Source organism: Hydrogenophaga sp. (assembly GCF_031426985.1).
GTDB lineage: Bacteria > Pseudomonadota > Gammaproteobacteria > Burkholderiales > Burkholderiaceae_C > Hydrogenophaga.
The window spans coordinates 1-14,267 of sequence record NZ_JASJOY010000152.1 but is presented as its reverse complement, the minus strand read 5'-3'; the positions used below and the strand labels follow the sequence as shown (position 1 = coordinate 14,267).

Below are 14,267 nucleotides of genomic sequence, written 5' to 3'. Positions count from 1 at the left end.
TTGGTTGCGGAGGCAAGATTTGAACTTGCGACCTTTGGGTTATGAGCCCAACGAGCTACCAGGCTGCTCCACTCCGCGTCAAGCCTTGTATTCTATCACGCTTTCGCGTCATCGGCGGCCGGCGCAGCATCTTCTGCACGATCCACCAGTTCGACCAGCGCCATGGGTGCGTTGTCGCCCACGCGGAAACCCATCTTCAGGATGCGGGTGTAGCCACCGGGACGGGCCTTGAAGCGCGGGCCCAGTTCGTTAAACAGCTTCACGACCACATCGCGGTCGCGCAGGCGGTCGAAGGCCAAGCGGCGGTTCGCCACGGTGGCTTCCTTGGCCAGCGTGATCATGGGTTCGACCACGCGACGCAGTTCCTTGGCCTTGGGCAGCGTGGTCTTGATGACCTCGTGCGTCAGCAGCGAGTTCATCATGTTGCGCAGCATCGCTTGGCGGTGCTCGCTGGTGCGGTTGAGTTTACGAAGTCCGTGTCCGTGACGCATGGTGATTTCCTTTCAGTGTTTTGCCCCCAGCCGGATCAGGTACTGGGAGTTTCGTCAGACGTTGATTGACGGGATCAGTGTTTGTCGAGACCAGCCGGCGGCCAGTTCTCGAGCTTCATACCCAAGGTCAGGCCGCGCGAAGCGAGCACTTCCTTGATTTCGTTGAGCGACTTGCGACCCAGGTTGGGGGTCTTGAGCAGCTCGTTTTCGGTGCGCTGGATCAGATCACCGATGTAGTAGATGTTCTCGGCCTTGAGGCAGTTGGCCGAACGCACGGTCAGTTCGAGCTCATCCACAGGGCGCAGCAGGATCGGATCGAACTGTTGCGAGCTGCGCTGCGCGGGCGCATCGAATGCGGAGAGTTCCACGCCTTCGAGCTGAGCAAACACCGCCAGCTGCTCCACCAGGATCTTGGCAGAGGCACGCACGGCCTCTTCAGGACCAATGGAGCCGTTGGTTTCGATTTCCAGCACCAGCTTGTCCAGATCGGTACGCTGCTCGACACGCGCACTTTCCACCGTATAGCTCACACGCTTGACCGGCGAGAAGGAAGCATCCAGCACGATACGGCCCAGAGAACGGGACATATCTTCATTGCGACGCAGACTGCCAGGCACGTAGCCGCGCCCTTTTTCCACTTTGATCTGCATGTCCAGCTTGGCACCGGCAGACAACGTGGCGATGGCATGGCCGGGGTTGACGATCTCGACGTCGTGCGGCGTTTGGATGTCAGCCGCCGTGACCACGCCTTCGCCGTCCTTGCGCAGACTCAGGGTCACTTCGTCGCGGTTGTGCAGCTTGAAGACCACACCCTTGAGGTTCAGCAACATGTTGACGACATCTTCCTGGACGCCATCAATGGAAGAGTACTCATGCACCACGCCGGCGATGGTCACTTCTGTCGGTGCGTGTCCCACCATGGAAGACAGCAGCACACGACGCAGCGCGTTTCCAAGCGTATGGCCATACCCACGCTCGAAAGGCTCCAAGGTCACCTTGGCGCGGTTGGTCGACAGTTGCTCGACGTTGATGGTTTTGGGCTTGAGCAGATTGTTCAGCATTCAAACTTCCTTCAGTACCCTCGGCTCGTTACACCGATAAGGCAGACGGAGCACGGCCCGACCACTACCCACAGGCAGAGGCCGGGAACGAAATTAACGGGAATACAGTTCGACAATCAGCGATTCGTTGATGTCGGAGCCGAACTCGTCACGGTCAGGCGACTTCTTGAACACGCCTTCTGCCTTGTCGGCGGACACATCCACCCAGGCGGGGAAGCCGATCTGCTTGGCCAGTTCCAGCGCCTCGATCACACGCGCCTGCTTTTTGGACTTCTCGCGGACGGAGACCACATCACCGGCCTTCACCGAGTAAGACGGAATGTTGACCGACTGGCCGTTCACGGTGATGGCCTTGTGCGAGACCATCTGACGGGCTTCGGCACGGGTCGACGCAAAGCCCATGCGGAACACCACGTTGTCCAGGCGCGCCTCAAGCAAGAACAGCAGGTTGGCACCGGTGTTGCCACGGCGGCGATCGGCCTCGGCAAAATAGCGGCGGAACTGACGCTCCAGCACGCCATAAGTGCGCTTGACCTTCTGCTTTTCACGCAGCTGCAGACCGAAGTCGGAAGTGCGCTGGCCAGAGGTGCGGCCGTGCTGACCAGGCTTGGAGTCGAATTTGGCCTTGTCGCTGATGGAGCGGCGGGCGCTCTTGAGCAACAGGTCAGCGCCTTCACGGCGGGAGAGTTTGGCCTTGGGGCCGAGGTAACGTGCCACGTTGGTTTCCTTGTGATATCTGCCACGACCTACGCTGCTTGAACAGCGTCATCGCGGGAGCCGTCTTGCGTCGAAGAAGGCGGTGGGCTTAGCAAAAAATGCCACCGCAGGCGACTGCGGTGGCGCTCAAAAAGCTTTCGATTGTACCGCGGAAGCGGTACGAGCCTGAACAGGCTTAGATGCGGCGACGCTTTTGCGGGCGGCAGCCGTTGTGGGGCACAGGCGTCACGTCGGCGATCGAGTTGATGCGGATGCCCAGGGCACCCAGGGCACGCACCGAGGACTCACGACCAGGACCGGGGCCCTTGATCTCGACGTCCAGGTTCTTGATGCCCTGCTCGATGGCGGCGCGGCCAGCGACTTCCGAAGCCACCTGTGCTGCGAACGGCGTGGACTTGCGCGAGCCCTTAAAACCCTGGCCACCAGACGAAGCCCACGACAGAGCATTGCCCTGGCGGTCCGTGATGGTGATGATGGTGTTGTTGAACGACGCGTGCACGTGCGCGATGCCGTCAGCAATGTTCTTACGAACCTTTTTGCGGACGCGTGCGGATGCCGAGCTGGAAGGAGCTTTAGCCATGATTCTCTTTCAACCGATTACTTCTTGAGCGACTGGGCTGCCTTGCGCGGGCCCTTGCGGGTGCGGGCGTTGGTCTTGGTGCGCTGACCGCGCACCGGCAGGCCACGGCGGTGGCGGAAGCCACGGTAGCAACCGATGTCCATCAAACGCTTGATGTTCATGGTGGTCTCGCGGCGCAGGTCACCTTCGATGGTGAAGGTGCCGACTTGGTCGCGAACCTTTTCCAGTTCCGCGTCGCTCAGATCCTTGATCTTCTTGGAGTAGTCGATACCACAAGCTTCGCAGATCTTGCGAGCGCGGGTCCGGCCAATGCCAAAGATTGCCGTCAAGCCGATTTCGGCGTGCTTGTGCGGCGGAATGTTGATACCTGCAATACGAGCCATGTTGCTTCCTCTGAACTTCCGAATCAGCCTTGACGCTGTTTGTGGCGCGGGTCGGTGCAGATGACTCGCACGACGCCCTTGCGCTTGATGATCTTACAGTTGCGGCACATTTTTTTGACCGACGCCGAAACTCTCATAGTCTTCTCCTAGATATTCCAAAACATTCAACCACTGACTTGTCACTTCGCGCGGAACACGATCCGCGCCCTGGTCAAGTCGTAGGGCGTGAGCTCCACTTTGACCTTGTCTCCCGGCAGGATCCGGATGTAGTGCATCCGCATCTTCCCGGAAATGTGGCCCAACACCACATGTCCGTTTTCCAACTTGACCCGGAACGTTGCGTTGGGGAGGTTTTCAACCACCTCCCCCTGCATCTCGATCACATCGTCTTTGGCCATACGACAGAACCGTTGCTCAGGATTTGAAGCTGGCCTTTTTCAACAGCGATTCGTACTGCTGCGACATCATGTAGTTCTGCACTTGGGCCATGAAGTCCATCGTGACAACCACGATGATGAGCAGTGAGGTACCGCCGAAGTAGAACGGCACGTTGTACTTCAGGATCAGGAACTCCGGCAGCAGACACACCGCCGTGATGTAGATCGCACCGGCCAACGTCAGGCGCAGCAAGATCTTGTCGATGTAGCGGGCCGTCTGATCACCCGGGCGAATGCCCGGAATGAAGGCACCACTCTTCTTCAGGTTGTCGGCGGTCTCGCGACTGTTGAACACGAGCGCCGTGTAGAAGAAGCAGAAAAACACGATGGCTGCCGCATACAGCGCCACATAGATCGGCTGACCAGGCGACAAGGCCGAAGCAATGTCACGCAACCAACGGGTGGAATCGCCGGTGCTCACCCAGCTGACGATGGTGGTCGGCAGCAGAATGATGGAAGAAGCAAAGATCGGTGGGATCACGCCAGCCATGTTCAGCTTCAGCGGCAGGTGGGACGACTGCCCACCGTACACCTTGTTGCCGACTTGGCGACGCGCATAGTTGACCAGGATCTTGCGCTGCCCACGCTCCACAAACACCACGAAGTAGGTGACCAGCACCACCAGCGCAATGATGAAGAGCGACACCAGAATGTTCATGGCGCCGGTGCGAACCAACTCCAGCAAACCACCAATCGCATTCGGCAATCCGGCAGCGATGCCGGCGAAGATCAGGATGGAGATGCCGTTGCCCAGACCGCGCTCGGTGATCTGTTCACCCAGCCACATCAGGAACATGGTGCCGGCCACCAGGCTGACCACCGCAGTGATGCGGAAGCCGAAGCCCGGCGCGATCACCAAGCCCGCTTGCCCTTCCAGAGCCAATGCAATGCCCATGGCCTGGAAGATCGCCAGACCCAACGTGCCGTAGCGCGTGTAGGCGGTGATCTTGCGGCGACCGGCTTCGCCTTCCTTCTTCAACTGCTCGAAGGTCGGGATGACGTAGGTCATCAGCTGCATGATGATCGACGCCGAGATGTACGGCATGATCCCCAATGCGAACACCGTGAAGCGCGAAAGCGCACCACCCGAGAACATGTTGAAGAGGCTGAGGATGCCGCCGGCCTGACCCTTGAACAGCTGTTCGAGCTGCGCAGGATCAATGCCGGGCACAGGAATGTGCGCACCGATGCGGTAAACCACCAAGGCCAGCAACAGGAACACCAGCCGGCGACGCAGGTCGCCGAACTTGCCTGTTTTGGCCAGGGTCGTGGAGCCAGTAGCCACAGATTGCTTTCTGCTTGCGATCTGGATCAGGCCAGCGAGCCGCCAGCGGCTTCGATGACAGCCTTGGCAGCGGCGGTCGCGCCGATGCCCTTGAGCTTCACTGCACGGGCGATTTCACCGGTCTTGACCACCTTGACGCGCTTGGCGAGCTGGGCCACGAGGCCTGCTTGCTTGAGCACCAGGATGTCGATCTCGGCGGCGTCAACCGTGTTGAGGTCGGCCAGCGTGACTTCAGCGTTGAACTGCAGTTGAGCAGACTTGAAACCACGCTTGGGCAGGCGACGTTGCAGCGGCATCTGACCGCCTTCGAAGCCCACCTTGTGGTAGCCGCCAGAGCGCGATTTTTGACCCTTGTGGCCACGACCAGCGGTCTTGCCCAGGCCGGAGCCGATGCCACGGCCGACGCGACGCTTGGCGTGCTTGGCGCCCGCTGCGGGTTGAATGGTGTTGAGTTCCATGACGAATGAGTCCTCTTCGGTCGGGTGCTTACAGCACCTTCACCAGGTAGGCGATCTTGTTGATCATGCCGCGCACGGCGGGCGTGTCCTGCAGTTCGCTCACGCTGTTGAGCTTGCGCAGACCCAGGCCACGAACGGTGTCGCGGTGCGATTGCTTGGTGCCGATCGGGCTGCGCACCAGTTGAACCTTGACGGTGTTTTGAGTGGTCATGATCGTTCCCATCAGCCCAGGATCTCTTCGACCGACTTGCCGCGCTTGGCAGCCACGTCAGCGGGAGTCGTGGAGTTCTTCAGTGCGTCCAGCGTGGCGCGCACCAGGTTGTAGGGGTTGCTCGAACCGTGGCTCTTGGCCACGACGTCGGTGATCCCCAGGACTTCGAACACAGCGCGCATCGGGCCGCCGGCGATGATGCCGGTACCCTTGGAGGCGGGCAGCATCATGACGTTGGAGGCGCCGTGCTCACCGTGCACCGCGTGGTGCAGGGAACCGCTCTTGAGCGACACCTTGATCATGTTGCGGCGGGCCTGCTCCATGGCCTTTTGCACAGCCACGGGCACTTCGCGGGCCTTGCCCTTGCCCATGCCGACGCGGCCATCGCCGTCACCGACCACGGTCAGCGCAGCGAAACCGAGGATACGACCACCCTTGACCACCTTGGTCACGCGGTTGATCGCGATCATCTTCTCGCGCAGGCCGTCGTCGTTCGCTTCGTTCTTTACATTAGCCGTAAATTTAGCCATTTTGTGTATCCCGCTTGATCAGAACTGCAGACCGGCTTCACGAGCCGCATCGGCGAGGGCTTTCACACGGCCGTGATAGGCAAAACCGGAACGGTCGAAAGCGACCTTCTCGATGCCGGCAGCCTTGGCCTTCTCGGCGATGCGCTTGCCGATCAGGGCGGCGGCGGCGGCGTTGCCACCCTTGCCAGCTGCACCGATCTGGGCACGCACTTCGGCTTCGGCTGTCGAGGCGGCAGCCAGCACCTTGGAGCCGTCGCCAGAAATGACGCTGGCGTAGATGTGCAGGTTGGTCCGGTTCACGGTCAGGCGAACGGCGCCTTGCTGCGCAATGCGGATGCGCGTCTGACGGGCCCGGCGGAGACGTTGCTCTTTTTTGGTCAACATGATCCTGGTCCTTACTTCTTCTTGGTTTCCTTGATCACAACCTTCTCATCCGAATAACGGATGCCCTTGCCCTTGTAGGGCTCGGGAGGGCGCACGGCGCGCACTTCGGAAGCGATCTGGCCCACGCGCTGACGGTCAGCGCCCTTGATGACGACTTCGGTCGGCGTCGGCGTTTCGACCTTGATGCCCGCGGGCATTTCGATCTCGACCGGATGCGAGTAACCGACGTTCAGGTTGAGCTTGGTCCCTTGAGCCTGGGCCTTGTAGCCCACGCCGATCAGGGACAGCTTCTTTTCGAAGCCCTTGCTCACACCGTTGACCATGTTGTTGACCAGCTGACGCATGGTGCCCGACATGGCGTTGGCTTCGCGGGATTCGTTCACCGGGGTGAACGACAGCGTGCCAGCGTTGTTTTCGACTTTGACCAGCGCGCTTTGCGCCAGGGCCAGGGCGCCCAGCGCGCCCTTGACGTTGATCAGGTCGTCCTTCACAGCCACTTCGACCCCAGCGGGGACGGCGACCGGTTGCTTACCAATACGTGACATTTCAGTTGCTCCTCAATGCCCGCATCAGGCGACGTAGCACAGCACTTCGCCACCGACGCCGGTAGCACGTGCCTTGCGATCGGTCATCACACCCTGGGGTGTGGTGACGATGGCCACGCCCAGACCGTTCTGGACCTGGGGCAGCGCGTCACGGCCGCGGTAGATACGCAGACCGGGCTTGCTCACGCGTTCGATGCGCTCGATGACGGGACGACCGGCGTAGTACTTCAAGGCGATCTGGAGTTCGCTCTTGCCACCTTCGTTGGTCAGCTTGAAACCGTCGATGTAGCCTTCGTCCTTCAGGACTTGGGCGATCGCGGCCTTGACTTTGGATGCCGGCATCGACACGGTGGCCTTTTCGACCATCTGCGCGTTGCGGATGCGGGTCAACATGTCGGCGATAGGATCACTCATGCTCATTTGTGGTTCTCCTAGGGCTTACCAGCTGGCTTTGGTGATGCCGGGGATCTCGCCGGCAAACGCCATCTCACGGACCTTGGCACGGGCCAGGCCGAAGTGGGCAAAGGTGCCACGCGGACGACCGGTGATCTCGCAGCGGTTGCGCTGACGGGTCGGGTTCGCGTTGCGGGGCAGCTTTTGCAGCGCCTGACGGGCCGCATCGCGCGCTTCGTCGCTTTGCTTGGCGTCGTTGGCCGTTGCCTTCAGCTCGGTGTATTTCTTGGCGAACTTGGCGGCGAGTTTCTCGCGCTTGATTTCGCGTTGGAGTAGTGCTTGTTTAGCCACGCGCCACCTCAGTTCTTGAACGGGAAACGGAAACCAGCCAGCAGAGCCTTGCACTCTTCGTCGTTCTTGGCGGTTGTCGTGATGCTGATGTTCAGGCCGCGCAGGGCATCGACCTTGTCGTACTCAATCTCGGGGAAGATGATCTGTTCTTTGACGCCGATGTTGTAGTTGCCACGGCCGTCAAAAGCCTTGCCCGAAATGCCGCGGAAGTCACGCACGCGGGGCAGGGCCACGGTGACGAAACGGTCCAGGAATTCGTACATGCGGGCGCCGCGCAGGGTCACCATGCAACCGATGGGCTGCTGCTCGCGGATCTTGAAGCCCGCGATGGCCTTCTTGGCCTTGGTCACCACCGGCTTCTGGCCAGCGATCTTGGTCAGGTCGCCCACGGCGTTGTCCATGACCTTCTTGTCGGCAACAGCCTCGCTCACGCCCATGTTCAGGGTGATCTTGGTGATGCGCGGCACTTCCATGACCGACTTGTAGCCGAACTTCTCGATCAGGCTGGGCGCGACTTTGTCGCGGTAGATTTCAGCAAAGCGTGTCATGTTCAGGCCACCTTGATTTCTTCGCCGCTGGACTTGAAGACGCGCACTTTCTTGCCGTCGGCCAGGAGCTTGATGCCCACACGATCAGCCTTGCCCGTGGCGCCATTGAAGATGGCGACGTTGGACTGGTGGATCGGCATGGTCTTTTCCACGATGCCGCCGGTCACACCCTTCATGGGGTTGGGCTTGGCGTGCTTCTTGACGATGTTCACACCCTCAACGACCAGCTTGCTGTCGTCGGCACGGCTGACCACCTTGCCGCGCTTACCTTTGTCGCGGCCTGCGATCACGATGACTTCGTCACCACTACGAATCTTGTTCATGATGATTCCTCAGAGAACCTCGGGCGCCAGGGACACGATCTTCATGAACTTCTCGGTACGCAGTTCACGCGTGACCGGGCCGAAGATGCGGGTGCCGATGGGCTCCAGCTTGGCGTTGAGCAGCACGGCGGCATTGCCGTCGAACTTGATCAGGGCGCCGTCTTGACGACGGATGCCCTTGGCGGTGCGAACCACCACAGCGTTGTACACCTCGCCTTTTTTGACGCGGCCACGGGGCGCTGCTTCCTTGATGCTGACTTTGATGACATCGCCCACGCTGGCGTAGCGACGCTTGGAGCCGCCCAGCACCTTGATGCACATCACGGACTTAGCGCCCGTGTTGTCAGCAACATCGAGTCGAGATTGCGTTTGGATCATTTGATTTAAGTCCCAACTTGAATCCTGCCAGCCACCACGGCCGGAAGTGATCAGTCTTGGGCCCGTCGTAGCCGAATGAGCAGCCTGCTGGCCAGTCTCACCCAGCGTCGGTTGGGCAGATAACTTCGCCTTTTAGAGCGAAGCCGCAGATTATTGCACTGCCTGCGCGCACTGTCAACACCCCACCACACAAAAAGACAGGATGGGCACGCCGGGCCACTCAGGCGGCTGCGGGCAGGTAACGTTGGCACAGGGACAGAAAGTCCTGTAACCGCGGGTCGCCCACCCCTTCGTCCTCCAGGATGGCCGCCACCGATGGCGCCATTGCGCGCGCACGCCGGGCGTCCAGAAACAGGGCGCGCCAGCGACGGGCCAACACATCCTCAACAGTGTGCGCATGCTCACATCTGACCGCGTACCGCACCATGGCCTCGGTCAGGCCCATGTCCAGCGACCGGTCGGCGCCCGGGCACCGCTGCACTTCGGTGGCGTGGCTGCCGAACAGGTGCAGCCCGGGCGCGGCGTGCAGCGGCACCGCCGCCACCCCTTCTGCGGGGCTGCCGTCCAGCACATGGCGGGCGGTCTGCCCGCCGGCGCGGCGCGGCAACAGGTCTGCGGCGAAACACCGTTCCATGACGTCGTCGGCCATGGCCCGGTAGGTGGTCCATTTGCCGCCGGTGACGGTCACCAGGCCGGACGGGTCGACCACGATGGTGTGTTCGCGCGAGAGCCGCTGGGTACCGCCGCCCTCCGCCTTGGGCGGCGCCACCAGGGGCCGCAGCCCGACCCAGACGCTGCGGATGTCGTGGCGGCGCACCGGACGCTTGAGCACATGGGCGGCTTCGCCCAGGATGAACTCCAGTTCCTCAGCAAAGGGCTGCGGTTCGCGCGGCAGATCCTGGCGCGGCGTGTCGGTGGTGCCCAGGATCAGCTTGCCCAGCCAGGGCACCGCGAACAGCACCCGGCCGTCGCGGGTCTTGGGCACCAGCAGGGCGTGATCCCCTGGCAAAAATTCCCGGTCCACCACCACATGCACGCCCTGGCTCGGGCTGACCATGCGGCTCGGCGCCGCCGTGCCCGCCGCCCCGGCGTGCGCGCGCACCGCATCCACCCACACGCCCGTGGCGTTGATGACGCAACGCGCCTCCAGCGTGTAGCGGTTGCCGTTCAAACCGTCTTTCACGGTCACGGTGGCGCCATCGCCATGCCATTCAACCCCGTCGACACCGGCGTAGTTGAACAGCTGGGCGCCCGCGGTCTCGGCGGTGCGGGCCAGCGCCAGCGCCAGCCGCGCGTCGTCGAACTGGCCGTCCCAGTACCGAACCCCGCCCTGGAGCCCCTGGGGGTTGACGCCGGGCAGGGCCGCCAGCGTCTGGGCGCGGCTCAGCAATGCCGTCCGGCCCAGGCCGGCGCGGCCCGCCATCAGGTCGTACAGCTTGAGCCCGGCGCCGTAGTAAGGCGTCTGCCACCAGGCGTAGGAGGGCATGACGAAGGGCAGCGGCTGCGCCAGGTGCGGCGCGATGCGCAGCACCGTGGCCCGCTCGGCCAGCGCCTCGCGCACCAGGGCCACATTGCCCTGCGCCAGGTAACGCACGCCACCGTGCAGCAGCTTGGTGGAGCGCGAAGAGGTGCCGCCCGCGAAGTCGTGCGACTCGAACAGGGCGACGGAGAAACCGCGCAGCGCGGCATCGAGGGCCACCCCCAGGCCGGTGGCACCACCGCCGACCACGACCAGATCGAACCGGGGATGACGGGCCAGGGACTGAAGGCGTTCTGCGCGTGTCATGAATCGGGGGATGACCGCGCACACCCGCGAAGGGGTGCGCGCGGAGGTTTCACATCAAGCAGGAAGACAACAAGCGATCAACGGGCCTTGCCGGCCTTCCAGGCGTCCAGCAGGGTCTGGTAGGCAATGGTTTGCCCCTTCGGCTTCTCGTTGGCCAGCTTCTTCCAGGGCGCCGACTTGTCGGACAGCCACTTGTCGGCGCTTTCCTTCTTGTTCAGCTTGGGCGGGCACTGGGCCATGCCGGCGCGTTCCAGCCGGGCCAGCACGTCGTCCATCTCCTTGGCCAGGTTGTCCATCGCGCCCTGCGGGGTCTTCTCGCCCGTCACGGCCTGGGCCACGTTCTTCCACCACAGCTGCGCCAGCTTCGGGTAGTCGGGCACGTTGGTGCCGGTGGGGCTCCAGGCCACGCGGGCCGGGCTGCGGTAGAACTCGACCAGGCCACCGAGCTTGGGCGCCATGTCGGTCATGGCCTTGCTCTGGATGTCGGACTCGCGGATCGGGGTCAGGCCAACCATGGTCTTCTTCAGGGACGTGGTCTTGGCGGTCACGAACTGGGCGTAGAGCCAGGCGGCGGCGGTCTTGTTGGCGTCGTGGTCCTTGAAGAAAGTCCAGCTGCCCACGTCCTGGTAGCCGTTCTGCATGCCCTGCTTCCAGTACGGGCCGTTGGGGCCGGGGGCCATGCGCCACTTTGGCGTGCCGTCGGCGTTGACGACCGGCAGGCCCTTCTTGGTCATGTCGGCGGTGAAGGCCGTGTACCAGAAGATCTGCTGCGCGATCTGGCCCTGGGCGGGCACCGGGCCGGCTTCGCCGAAGGTCATGCCGGTGGCTTCCTTGGGCGCGTACTTCTTCATCCAGTCCACGTACTTGGTCAGCGCGTAGACGGCGGCCGGCGAGTTGGTGGCGCCACCCCGTTCGACCGAGGCGCCCACGGGCGTGCACTTGTCGGCCGCGACGCGGATGCCCCACTCGTCGATCGGCAGGCCGTTGGGCGCGCCGATGTCGGCGGTGCCGGCCATGGACAGCCAGGCGTCGGTGAAGCGCCAGCCCAGAGACGGGTCCTTCTTGCCGTAGTCCATGTGGCCGTAGATCGCCTTGCCGTCGATGGTCTTGACGTCGTTGGTGAAGAACTCGGCGATGTCTTCATAGGCCGACCAGTTCAGCGGCACGCCCAGGTCGTAGCCGTACTTGGCCTTGAACTTGTCCTTGAGGTCCTTGCGCTCGAACAGGTCGGCGCGGAACCAGTAGAGGTTGGCGAACTGCTGGTCGGGCAACTGGTAGAGCTTGCCGTCGGGCGCGGTGGTGAACTTGGTGCCGATGAAGTCCTTGATGTCGATGCCGGGGTTGGTCCACTCCTTGCCCGCGCCGCCCATGTAGTCGCTCAGGTTGAGCACCTTGCCGTAGCGGTAGTGGGTGCCGATCAGGTCGGAGTCGCTGATCCAGCCGTCGTAGATCGATTTGCCCGACTGCATCGAGGTCTGCAGCTTCTCGACCACGTCGCCTTCCTGGATCAGGTCGTGCTTGACCTTGATGCCGGTGATCTCTTCAAAGGCCTTGGCCAGGGTCTTGGACTCGTATTCGTGGGTGGTGATGGTCTCGGACACGACCGAGATTTCCTTCACCCCTTTGGCCTGCAGCTTCTTGGCGGCGTCGATGAACCATTTCATCTCGGCCAGCTGCTGGTCCTTGCTCAACGTGGACGGCTGGAATTCGGCGTCCACCCACTTTTTGGCGGCGGCCTCGTCGGCCCAGGCCGCGTGCGTGCCCAGGGCGCAGACCGCGGCCAGCGCGAGGGCGTGGTATCGCAATTTCATCGGATGTCTCCTTCTCTCGGGGTTGATGTAGACGCTGCCCCACATGGTTCTGGGTGACCACGGCCCCGGGGCAGCGCCGGGCCGTATTCCCTCAAAGCGGTTCAGCCCTTGCGCATCACGAAGGCGAGGCTGAGCATGGACAACACGAAGCTGACCCAGACGCTGGGTTCTTCTTCCAGCGACATCAGCTCGGCCAGCCATTCGGCCGATCCGACGAACACCAGGTTGATGTAGGCCGCCAGCAGCAGGCCGATGAACAGCCGGTCACCGCGCGTGGTGGCCATCGGCAGCCAGCCCTTGCGCAAGGTGGTGGGAGAGCGGATCTCCCAGACCGTCATGCCGATCAGCATCAGCACGATGCAGGTGAAGAAAACGGCCACCGGAAGCGTCCAAGCCATCCACTCAAACATTTGAGATCTCCAAATCAGTGCCATACGAACCACAGCCAGTCCAGGCCGCCGCGGAACCGGCTTCGCCGGGCCGCCAGCGGCGCCCCCTGGGGGGTCGCGCGCAGCGCGGCGGGGGGGGTCATACACGCCCCATCGCAAAACCTTTGGCGATGTAGTGCCGCACAAACCAGATCACGATCGCGCCCGGCACGATGGTCAGCACGCCCGCCGCGGCCAGCGTGGCCCAGTCCATGCCGCTGGCGCTGACGGTACGCGTCATGGTGGCCACGATGGGCTTGGCGTTGACGCTGGTGAGCGTGCGCGCCATCAGCAGCTCCACCCAGCTGAACATGAAGCAGAAGAAGGCCGCCACGCCCACCCCGGCCTTGATCAGCGGCAGGAAGATGGTGAGGAAGAAGCGCGGGAAGCTGTAGCCGTCGATGTAGGCGGTCTCGTCGATCTCGCGCGGGATGCCCGACATGAAGCCTTCGAGAATCCACACCGCCAGCGGCACGTTGAACAGCAGGTGGGCCAGCGCCACCGCGATGTGGGTGTCCATCAGACCGACCGTCGTGTAGAGCTGGAAGAACGGCAGCAGGAACACCGCCGGTGGCGTCATGCGGTTGGTCAGCAGCCAGAAGAAGACGTGCTTGTCGCCCAGGAAGCTGTAGCGACTGAAGGCGTAGGCCGCGGGCAGCGCGACGGTGATCGAGATCACCGTGTTGATGGCCACGTAGATCAGGCTGTTGATGTAGCCCGAATACCAGCTCTCGTCGGTGAAGATGAGCTTGTAGTTGTCCCAGGTGAAGGCCTGGGGCCAGAGGCTGAAACTGCTGACGATCTCTTCGTTGGTCTTGAAGCTCATGTTGACCATCCAGTAGATGGGCAACAGCGCGAACACCAGGTAGGCGATCAGGAACAGCGAGCGCTTGTGAAAACGACGCTCATGCATGGCCCGCTCCTTCTTTCTCGGCCTGGCCGAGGCGCTGCATCCAGTTGTAGAGCACGAAGCAGAACAGCAGGATGATGAGGAAATAGATCAGCGAGAACGCCGCGGCCGGGCCGAGGTCGAACTGGCCGACGGCCTTCTGCGTCAGGTACTGGCTGAGGAAGGTGGTGGCGTTGCCGGGCCCGCCGCCGGTGAGCACGAAGGGCTCGGTGTAGATCATGAAGCTGTCCATGAAGCGCAGCAGCACCGCGATCATC

General features: G+C 62.4%; 22 protein-coding genes, 1 tRNA gene and 1 pseudogene. All 24 read right to left on the bottom strand.

The window, feature by feature from the left end:
- Position 1 precedes the first annotated feature (1 nt).
- Positions 2 to 78: transfer RNA gene (locus tag RMP09_RS16990), tRNA-Met, on the bottom strand.
- A gap of 17 nt (positions 79 to 95) precedes the next feature.
- Positions 96 to 491 (bottom strand): 50S ribosomal protein L17, encoded by a 396-nt coding sequence (gene rplQ, locus RMP09_RS16985; RefSeq protein WP_310567168.1) that lies wholly within the window; start codon positions 489 to 491, stop codon positions 96 to 98.
- A 74-nt stretch (positions 492 to 565) separates the two neighbouring features.
- On the bottom strand, positions 566 to 1,552 hold the full coding sequence (locus RMP09_RS16980; protein WP_310567167.1) for a DNA-directed RNA polymerase subunit alpha: 987 nt from the start codon (positions 1,550 to 1,552) through the stop codon (positions 566 to 568).
- A 93-nt stretch (positions 1,553 to 1,645) separates the two neighbouring features.
- Positions 1,646 to 2,269 carry a 30S ribosomal protein S4 gene (gene rpsD, locus RMP09_RS16975; RefSeq protein WP_310567166.1) on the bottom strand — a complete coding sequence of 208 codons (624 nt, stop codon included), beginning with the start codon at positions 2,267 to 2,269 and terminating at the stop codon, positions 1,646 to 1,648.
- Positions 2,270 to 2,444: 175 nt separating this feature from the next.
- Positions 2,445 to 2,849 (bottom strand): 30S ribosomal protein S11, encoded by a 405-nt coding sequence (gene rpsK, locus RMP09_RS16970; RefSeq protein ID WP_310567165.1) that lies wholly within the window; start codon positions 2,847 to 2,849, stop codon positions 2,445 to 2,447.
- Positions 2,850 to 2,866: 17 nt separating this feature from the next.
- The gene (rpsM, locus tag RMP09_RS16965) at positions 2,867 to 3,232 is read right to left on the bottom strand and encodes a 30S ribosomal protein S13 (RefSeq protein ID WP_310567164.1); all 366 of its coding nucleotides are present in this window, start codon (positions 3,230 to 3,232) and stop codon (positions 2,867 to 2,869) included.
- A gap of 23 nt (positions 3,233 to 3,255) precedes the next feature.
- Entirely contained in the window at positions 3,256 to 3,369 is a 114-nt protein-coding gene (gene rpmJ / locus RMP09_RS16960; RefSeq protein WP_066157211.1) for a 50S ribosomal protein L36, read from the bottom strand.
- A 42-nt stretch (positions 3,370 to 3,411) separates the two neighbouring features.
- Positions 3,412 to 3,630, bottom strand: a complete 219-nt coding sequence (infA, locus tag RMP09_RS16955) for a translation initiation factor IF-1 (protein ID WP_009514918.1) — start codon at positions 3,628 to 3,630, stop codon at positions 3,412 to 3,414.
- 16 nt (positions 3,631 to 3,646) lie between these two features.
- On the bottom strand, positions 3,647 to 4,954 hold the full coding sequence (secY, locus tag RMP09_RS16950) for a preprotein translocase subunit SecY (RefSeq protein WP_310567163.1): 1,308 nt from the start codon (positions 4,952 to 4,954) through the stop codon (positions 3,647 to 3,649).
- A gap of 26 nt (positions 4,955 to 4,980) precedes the next feature.
- Positions 4,981 to 5,412 carry a 50S ribosomal protein L15 gene (rplO, locus tag RMP09_RS16945; RefSeq protein WP_310567162.1) on the bottom strand — a complete coding sequence of 144 codons (432 nt, stop codon included), beginning with the start codon at positions 5,410 to 5,412 and terminating at the stop codon, positions 4,981 to 4,983.
- A gap of 28 nt (positions 5,413 to 5,440) precedes the next feature.
- Complete coding sequence (rpmD, locus tag RMP09_RS16940; RefSeq protein ID WP_066157720.1) at positions 5,441 to 5,623, bottom strand: 50S ribosomal protein L30; 183 nt, start codon at positions 5,621 to 5,623, stop codon at positions 5,441 to 5,443.
- An 11-nt stretch (positions 5,624 to 5,634) separates the two neighbouring features.
- Entirely contained in the window at positions 5,635 to 6,153 is a 519-nt protein-coding gene (gene rpsE, locus RMP09_RS16935; protein WP_310567161.1) for a 30S ribosomal protein S5, read from the bottom strand.
- A gap of 18 nt (positions 6,154 to 6,171) precedes the next feature.
- The gene (gene rplR, locus RMP09_RS16930; protein WP_310567160.1) at positions 6,172 to 6,537 is read right to left on the bottom strand and encodes a 50S ribosomal protein L18; all 366 of its coding nucleotides are present in this window, start codon (positions 6,535 to 6,537) and stop codon (positions 6,172 to 6,174) included.
- Between the two features lie 11 nt (positions 6,538 to 6,548).
- Complete coding sequence (gene rplF, locus RMP09_RS16925) at positions 6,549 to 7,082, bottom strand: 50S ribosomal protein L6 (RefSeq protein WP_310567159.1); 534 nt, start codon at positions 7,080 to 7,082, stop codon at positions 6,549 to 6,551.
- 24 nt (positions 7,083 to 7,106) lie between these two features.
- Positions 7,107 to 7,502 carry a 30S ribosomal protein S8 gene (rpsH, locus tag RMP09_RS16920; RefSeq protein WP_310567158.1) on the bottom strand — a complete coding sequence of 132 codons (396 nt, stop codon included), beginning with the start codon at positions 7,500 to 7,502 and terminating at the stop codon, positions 7,107 to 7,109.
- An 18-nt stretch (positions 7,503 to 7,520) separates the two neighbouring features.
- Complete coding sequence (gene rpsN / locus RMP09_RS16915) at positions 7,521 to 7,826, bottom strand: 30S ribosomal protein S14 (RefSeq protein ID WP_310567157.1); 306 nt, start codon at positions 7,824 to 7,826, stop codon at positions 7,521 to 7,523.
- 8 nt (positions 7,827 to 7,834) lie between these two features.
- Positions 7,835 to 8,374 (bottom strand): 50S ribosomal protein L5, encoded by a 540-nt coding sequence (gene rplE / locus RMP09_RS16910; RefSeq protein ID WP_310567156.1) that lies wholly within the window; start codon positions 8,372 to 8,374, stop codon positions 7,835 to 7,837.
- Between the two features lie 2 nt (positions 8,375 to 8,376).
- Positions 8,377 to 8,697 carry a 50S ribosomal protein L24 gene (rplX, locus tag RMP09_RS16905; protein WP_310567155.1) on the bottom strand — a complete coding sequence of 107 codons (321 nt, stop codon included), beginning with the start codon at positions 8,695 to 8,697 and terminating at the stop codon, positions 8,377 to 8,379.
- Between the two features lie 9 nt (positions 8,698 to 8,706).
- Positions 8,707 to 9,075, bottom strand: a complete 369-nt coding sequence (gene rplN, locus RMP09_RS16900) for a 50S ribosomal protein L14 (protein WP_009514936.1) — start codon at positions 9,073 to 9,075, stop codon at positions 8,707 to 8,709.
- Between the two features lie 220 nt (positions 9,076 to 9,295).
- A complete protein-coding gene (locus tag RMP09_RS16895) occupies positions 9,296 to 10,861 on the bottom strand; it encodes a glycerol-3-phosphate dehydrogenase/oxidase (RefSeq protein WP_310567154.1) in 1,566 nt (521 codons plus the stop codon).
- Between the two features lie 77 nt (positions 10,862 to 10,938).
- Entirely contained in the window at positions 10,939 to 12,672 is a 1,734-nt protein-coding gene (locus RMP09_RS16890; RefSeq protein ID WP_310567153.1) for an ABC transporter substrate-binding protein, read from the bottom strand.
- Positions 12,673 to 12,773: 101 nt separating this feature from the next.
- Positions 12,774 to 13,082 (bottom strand): DUF2160 domain-containing protein, encoded by a 309-nt coding sequence (locus RMP09_RS16885; RefSeq protein WP_310567152.1) that lies wholly within the window; start codon positions 13,080 to 13,082, stop codon positions 12,774 to 12,776.
- Positions 13,083 to 13,200: 118 nt separating this feature from the next.
- On the bottom strand, positions 13,201 to 14,013 hold the full coding sequence (locus RMP09_RS16880; RefSeq protein WP_310567151.1) for a carbohydrate ABC transporter permease: 813 nt from the start codon (positions 14,011 to 14,013) through the stop codon (positions 13,201 to 13,203).
- A pseudogene (locus tag RMP09_RS16875) lies at positions 14,006 to 14,267 on the bottom strand (sugar ABC transporter permease); the annotation flags it as partial. The pseudogene RMP09_RS16875 and the gene RMP09_RS16880, both read right to left, overlap by 8 nt.

What these genes read in the sequence shown, in the direction of transcription:
- rplQ (WP_310567168.1), bottom strand. Translation starts at nt 491, where the DNA reads ATGCGTCACGGACACGGACTTCGTAAACTCAACCGCACCAGCGAGCAC.
- RMP09_RS16980 (WP_310567167.1), bottom strand. Translation starts at nt 1,552, where the DNA reads ATGCTGAACAATCTGCTCAAGCCCAAAACCATCAACGTCGAGCAACTG.
- rpsK (WP_310567165.1), bottom strand. Translation starts at nt 2,849, where the DNA reads ATGGCTAAAGCTCCTTCCAGCTCGGCATCCGCACGCGTCCGCAAAAAG.
- rpsM (WP_310567164.1), bottom strand. Translation starts at nt 3,232, where the DNA reads ATGGCTCGTATTGCAGGTATCAACATTCCGCCGCACAAGCACGCCGAA.
- rpmJ (WP_066157211.1), bottom strand. Translation starts at nt 3,369, where the DNA reads ATGAGAGTTTCGGCGTCGGTCAAAAAAATGTGCCGCAACTGTAAGATC.
- infA (WP_009514918.1), bottom strand. Translation starts at nt 3,630, where the DNA reads ATGGCCAAAGACGATGTGATCGAGATGCAGGGGGAGGTGGTTGAAAAC.
- rplO (WP_310567162.1), bottom strand. Translation starts at nt 5,412, where the DNA reads ATGGAACTCAACACCATTCAACCCGCAGCGGGCGCCAAGCACGCCAAG.
- rpmD (WP_066157720.1), bottom strand. Translation starts at nt 5,623, where the DNA reads ATGACCACTCAAAACACCGTCAAGGTTCAACTGGTGCGCAGCCCGATC.
- rpsE (WP_310567161.1), bottom strand. Translation starts at nt 6,153, where the DNA reads ATGGCTAAATTTACGGCTAATGTAAAGAACGAAGCGAACGACGACGGC.
- rplR (WP_310567160.1), bottom strand. Translation starts at nt 6,537, where the DNA reads ATGTTGACCAAAAAAGAGCAACGTCTCCGCCGGGCCCGTCAGACGCGC.
- rplF (WP_310567159.1), bottom strand. Translation starts at nt 7,082, where the DNA reads ATGTCACGTATTGGTAAGCAACCGGTCGCCGTCCCCGCTGGGGTCGAA.
- rpsH (WP_310567158.1), bottom strand. Translation starts at nt 7,502, where the DNA reads ATGAGCATGAGTGATCCTATCGCCGACATGTTGACCCGCATCCGCAAC.
- rplE (WP_310567156.1), bottom strand. Translation starts at nt 8,374, where the DNA reads ATGACACGCTTTGCTGAAATCTACCGCGACAAAGTCGCGCCCAGCCTG.
- rplX (WP_310567155.1), bottom strand. Translation starts at nt 8,697, where the DNA reads ATGAACAAGATTCGTAGTGGTGACGAAGTCATCGTGATCGCAGGCCGC.
- rplN (WP_009514936.1), bottom strand. Translation starts at nt 9,075, where the DNA reads ATGATCCAAACGCAATCTCGACTCGATGTTGCTGACAACACGGGCGCT.
- RMP09_RS16895 (WP_310567154.1), bottom strand. Translation starts at nt 10,861, where the DNA reads ATGACACGCGCAGAACGCCTTCAGTCCCTGGCCCGTCATCCCCGGTTC.
- RMP09_RS16890 (WP_310567153.1), bottom strand. Translation starts at nt 12,672, where the DNA reads ATGAAATTGCGATACCACGCCCTCGCGCTGGCCGCGGTCTGCGCCCTG.
- RMP09_RS16885 (WP_310567152.1), bottom strand. Translation starts at nt 13,082, where the DNA reads ATGTTTGAGTGGATGGCTTGGACGCTTCCGGTGGCCGTTTTCTTCACC.
- RMP09_RS16880 (WP_310567151.1), bottom strand. Translation starts at nt 14,013, where the DNA reads ATGCATGAGCGTCGTTTTCACAAGCGCTCGCTGTTCCTGATCGCCTAC.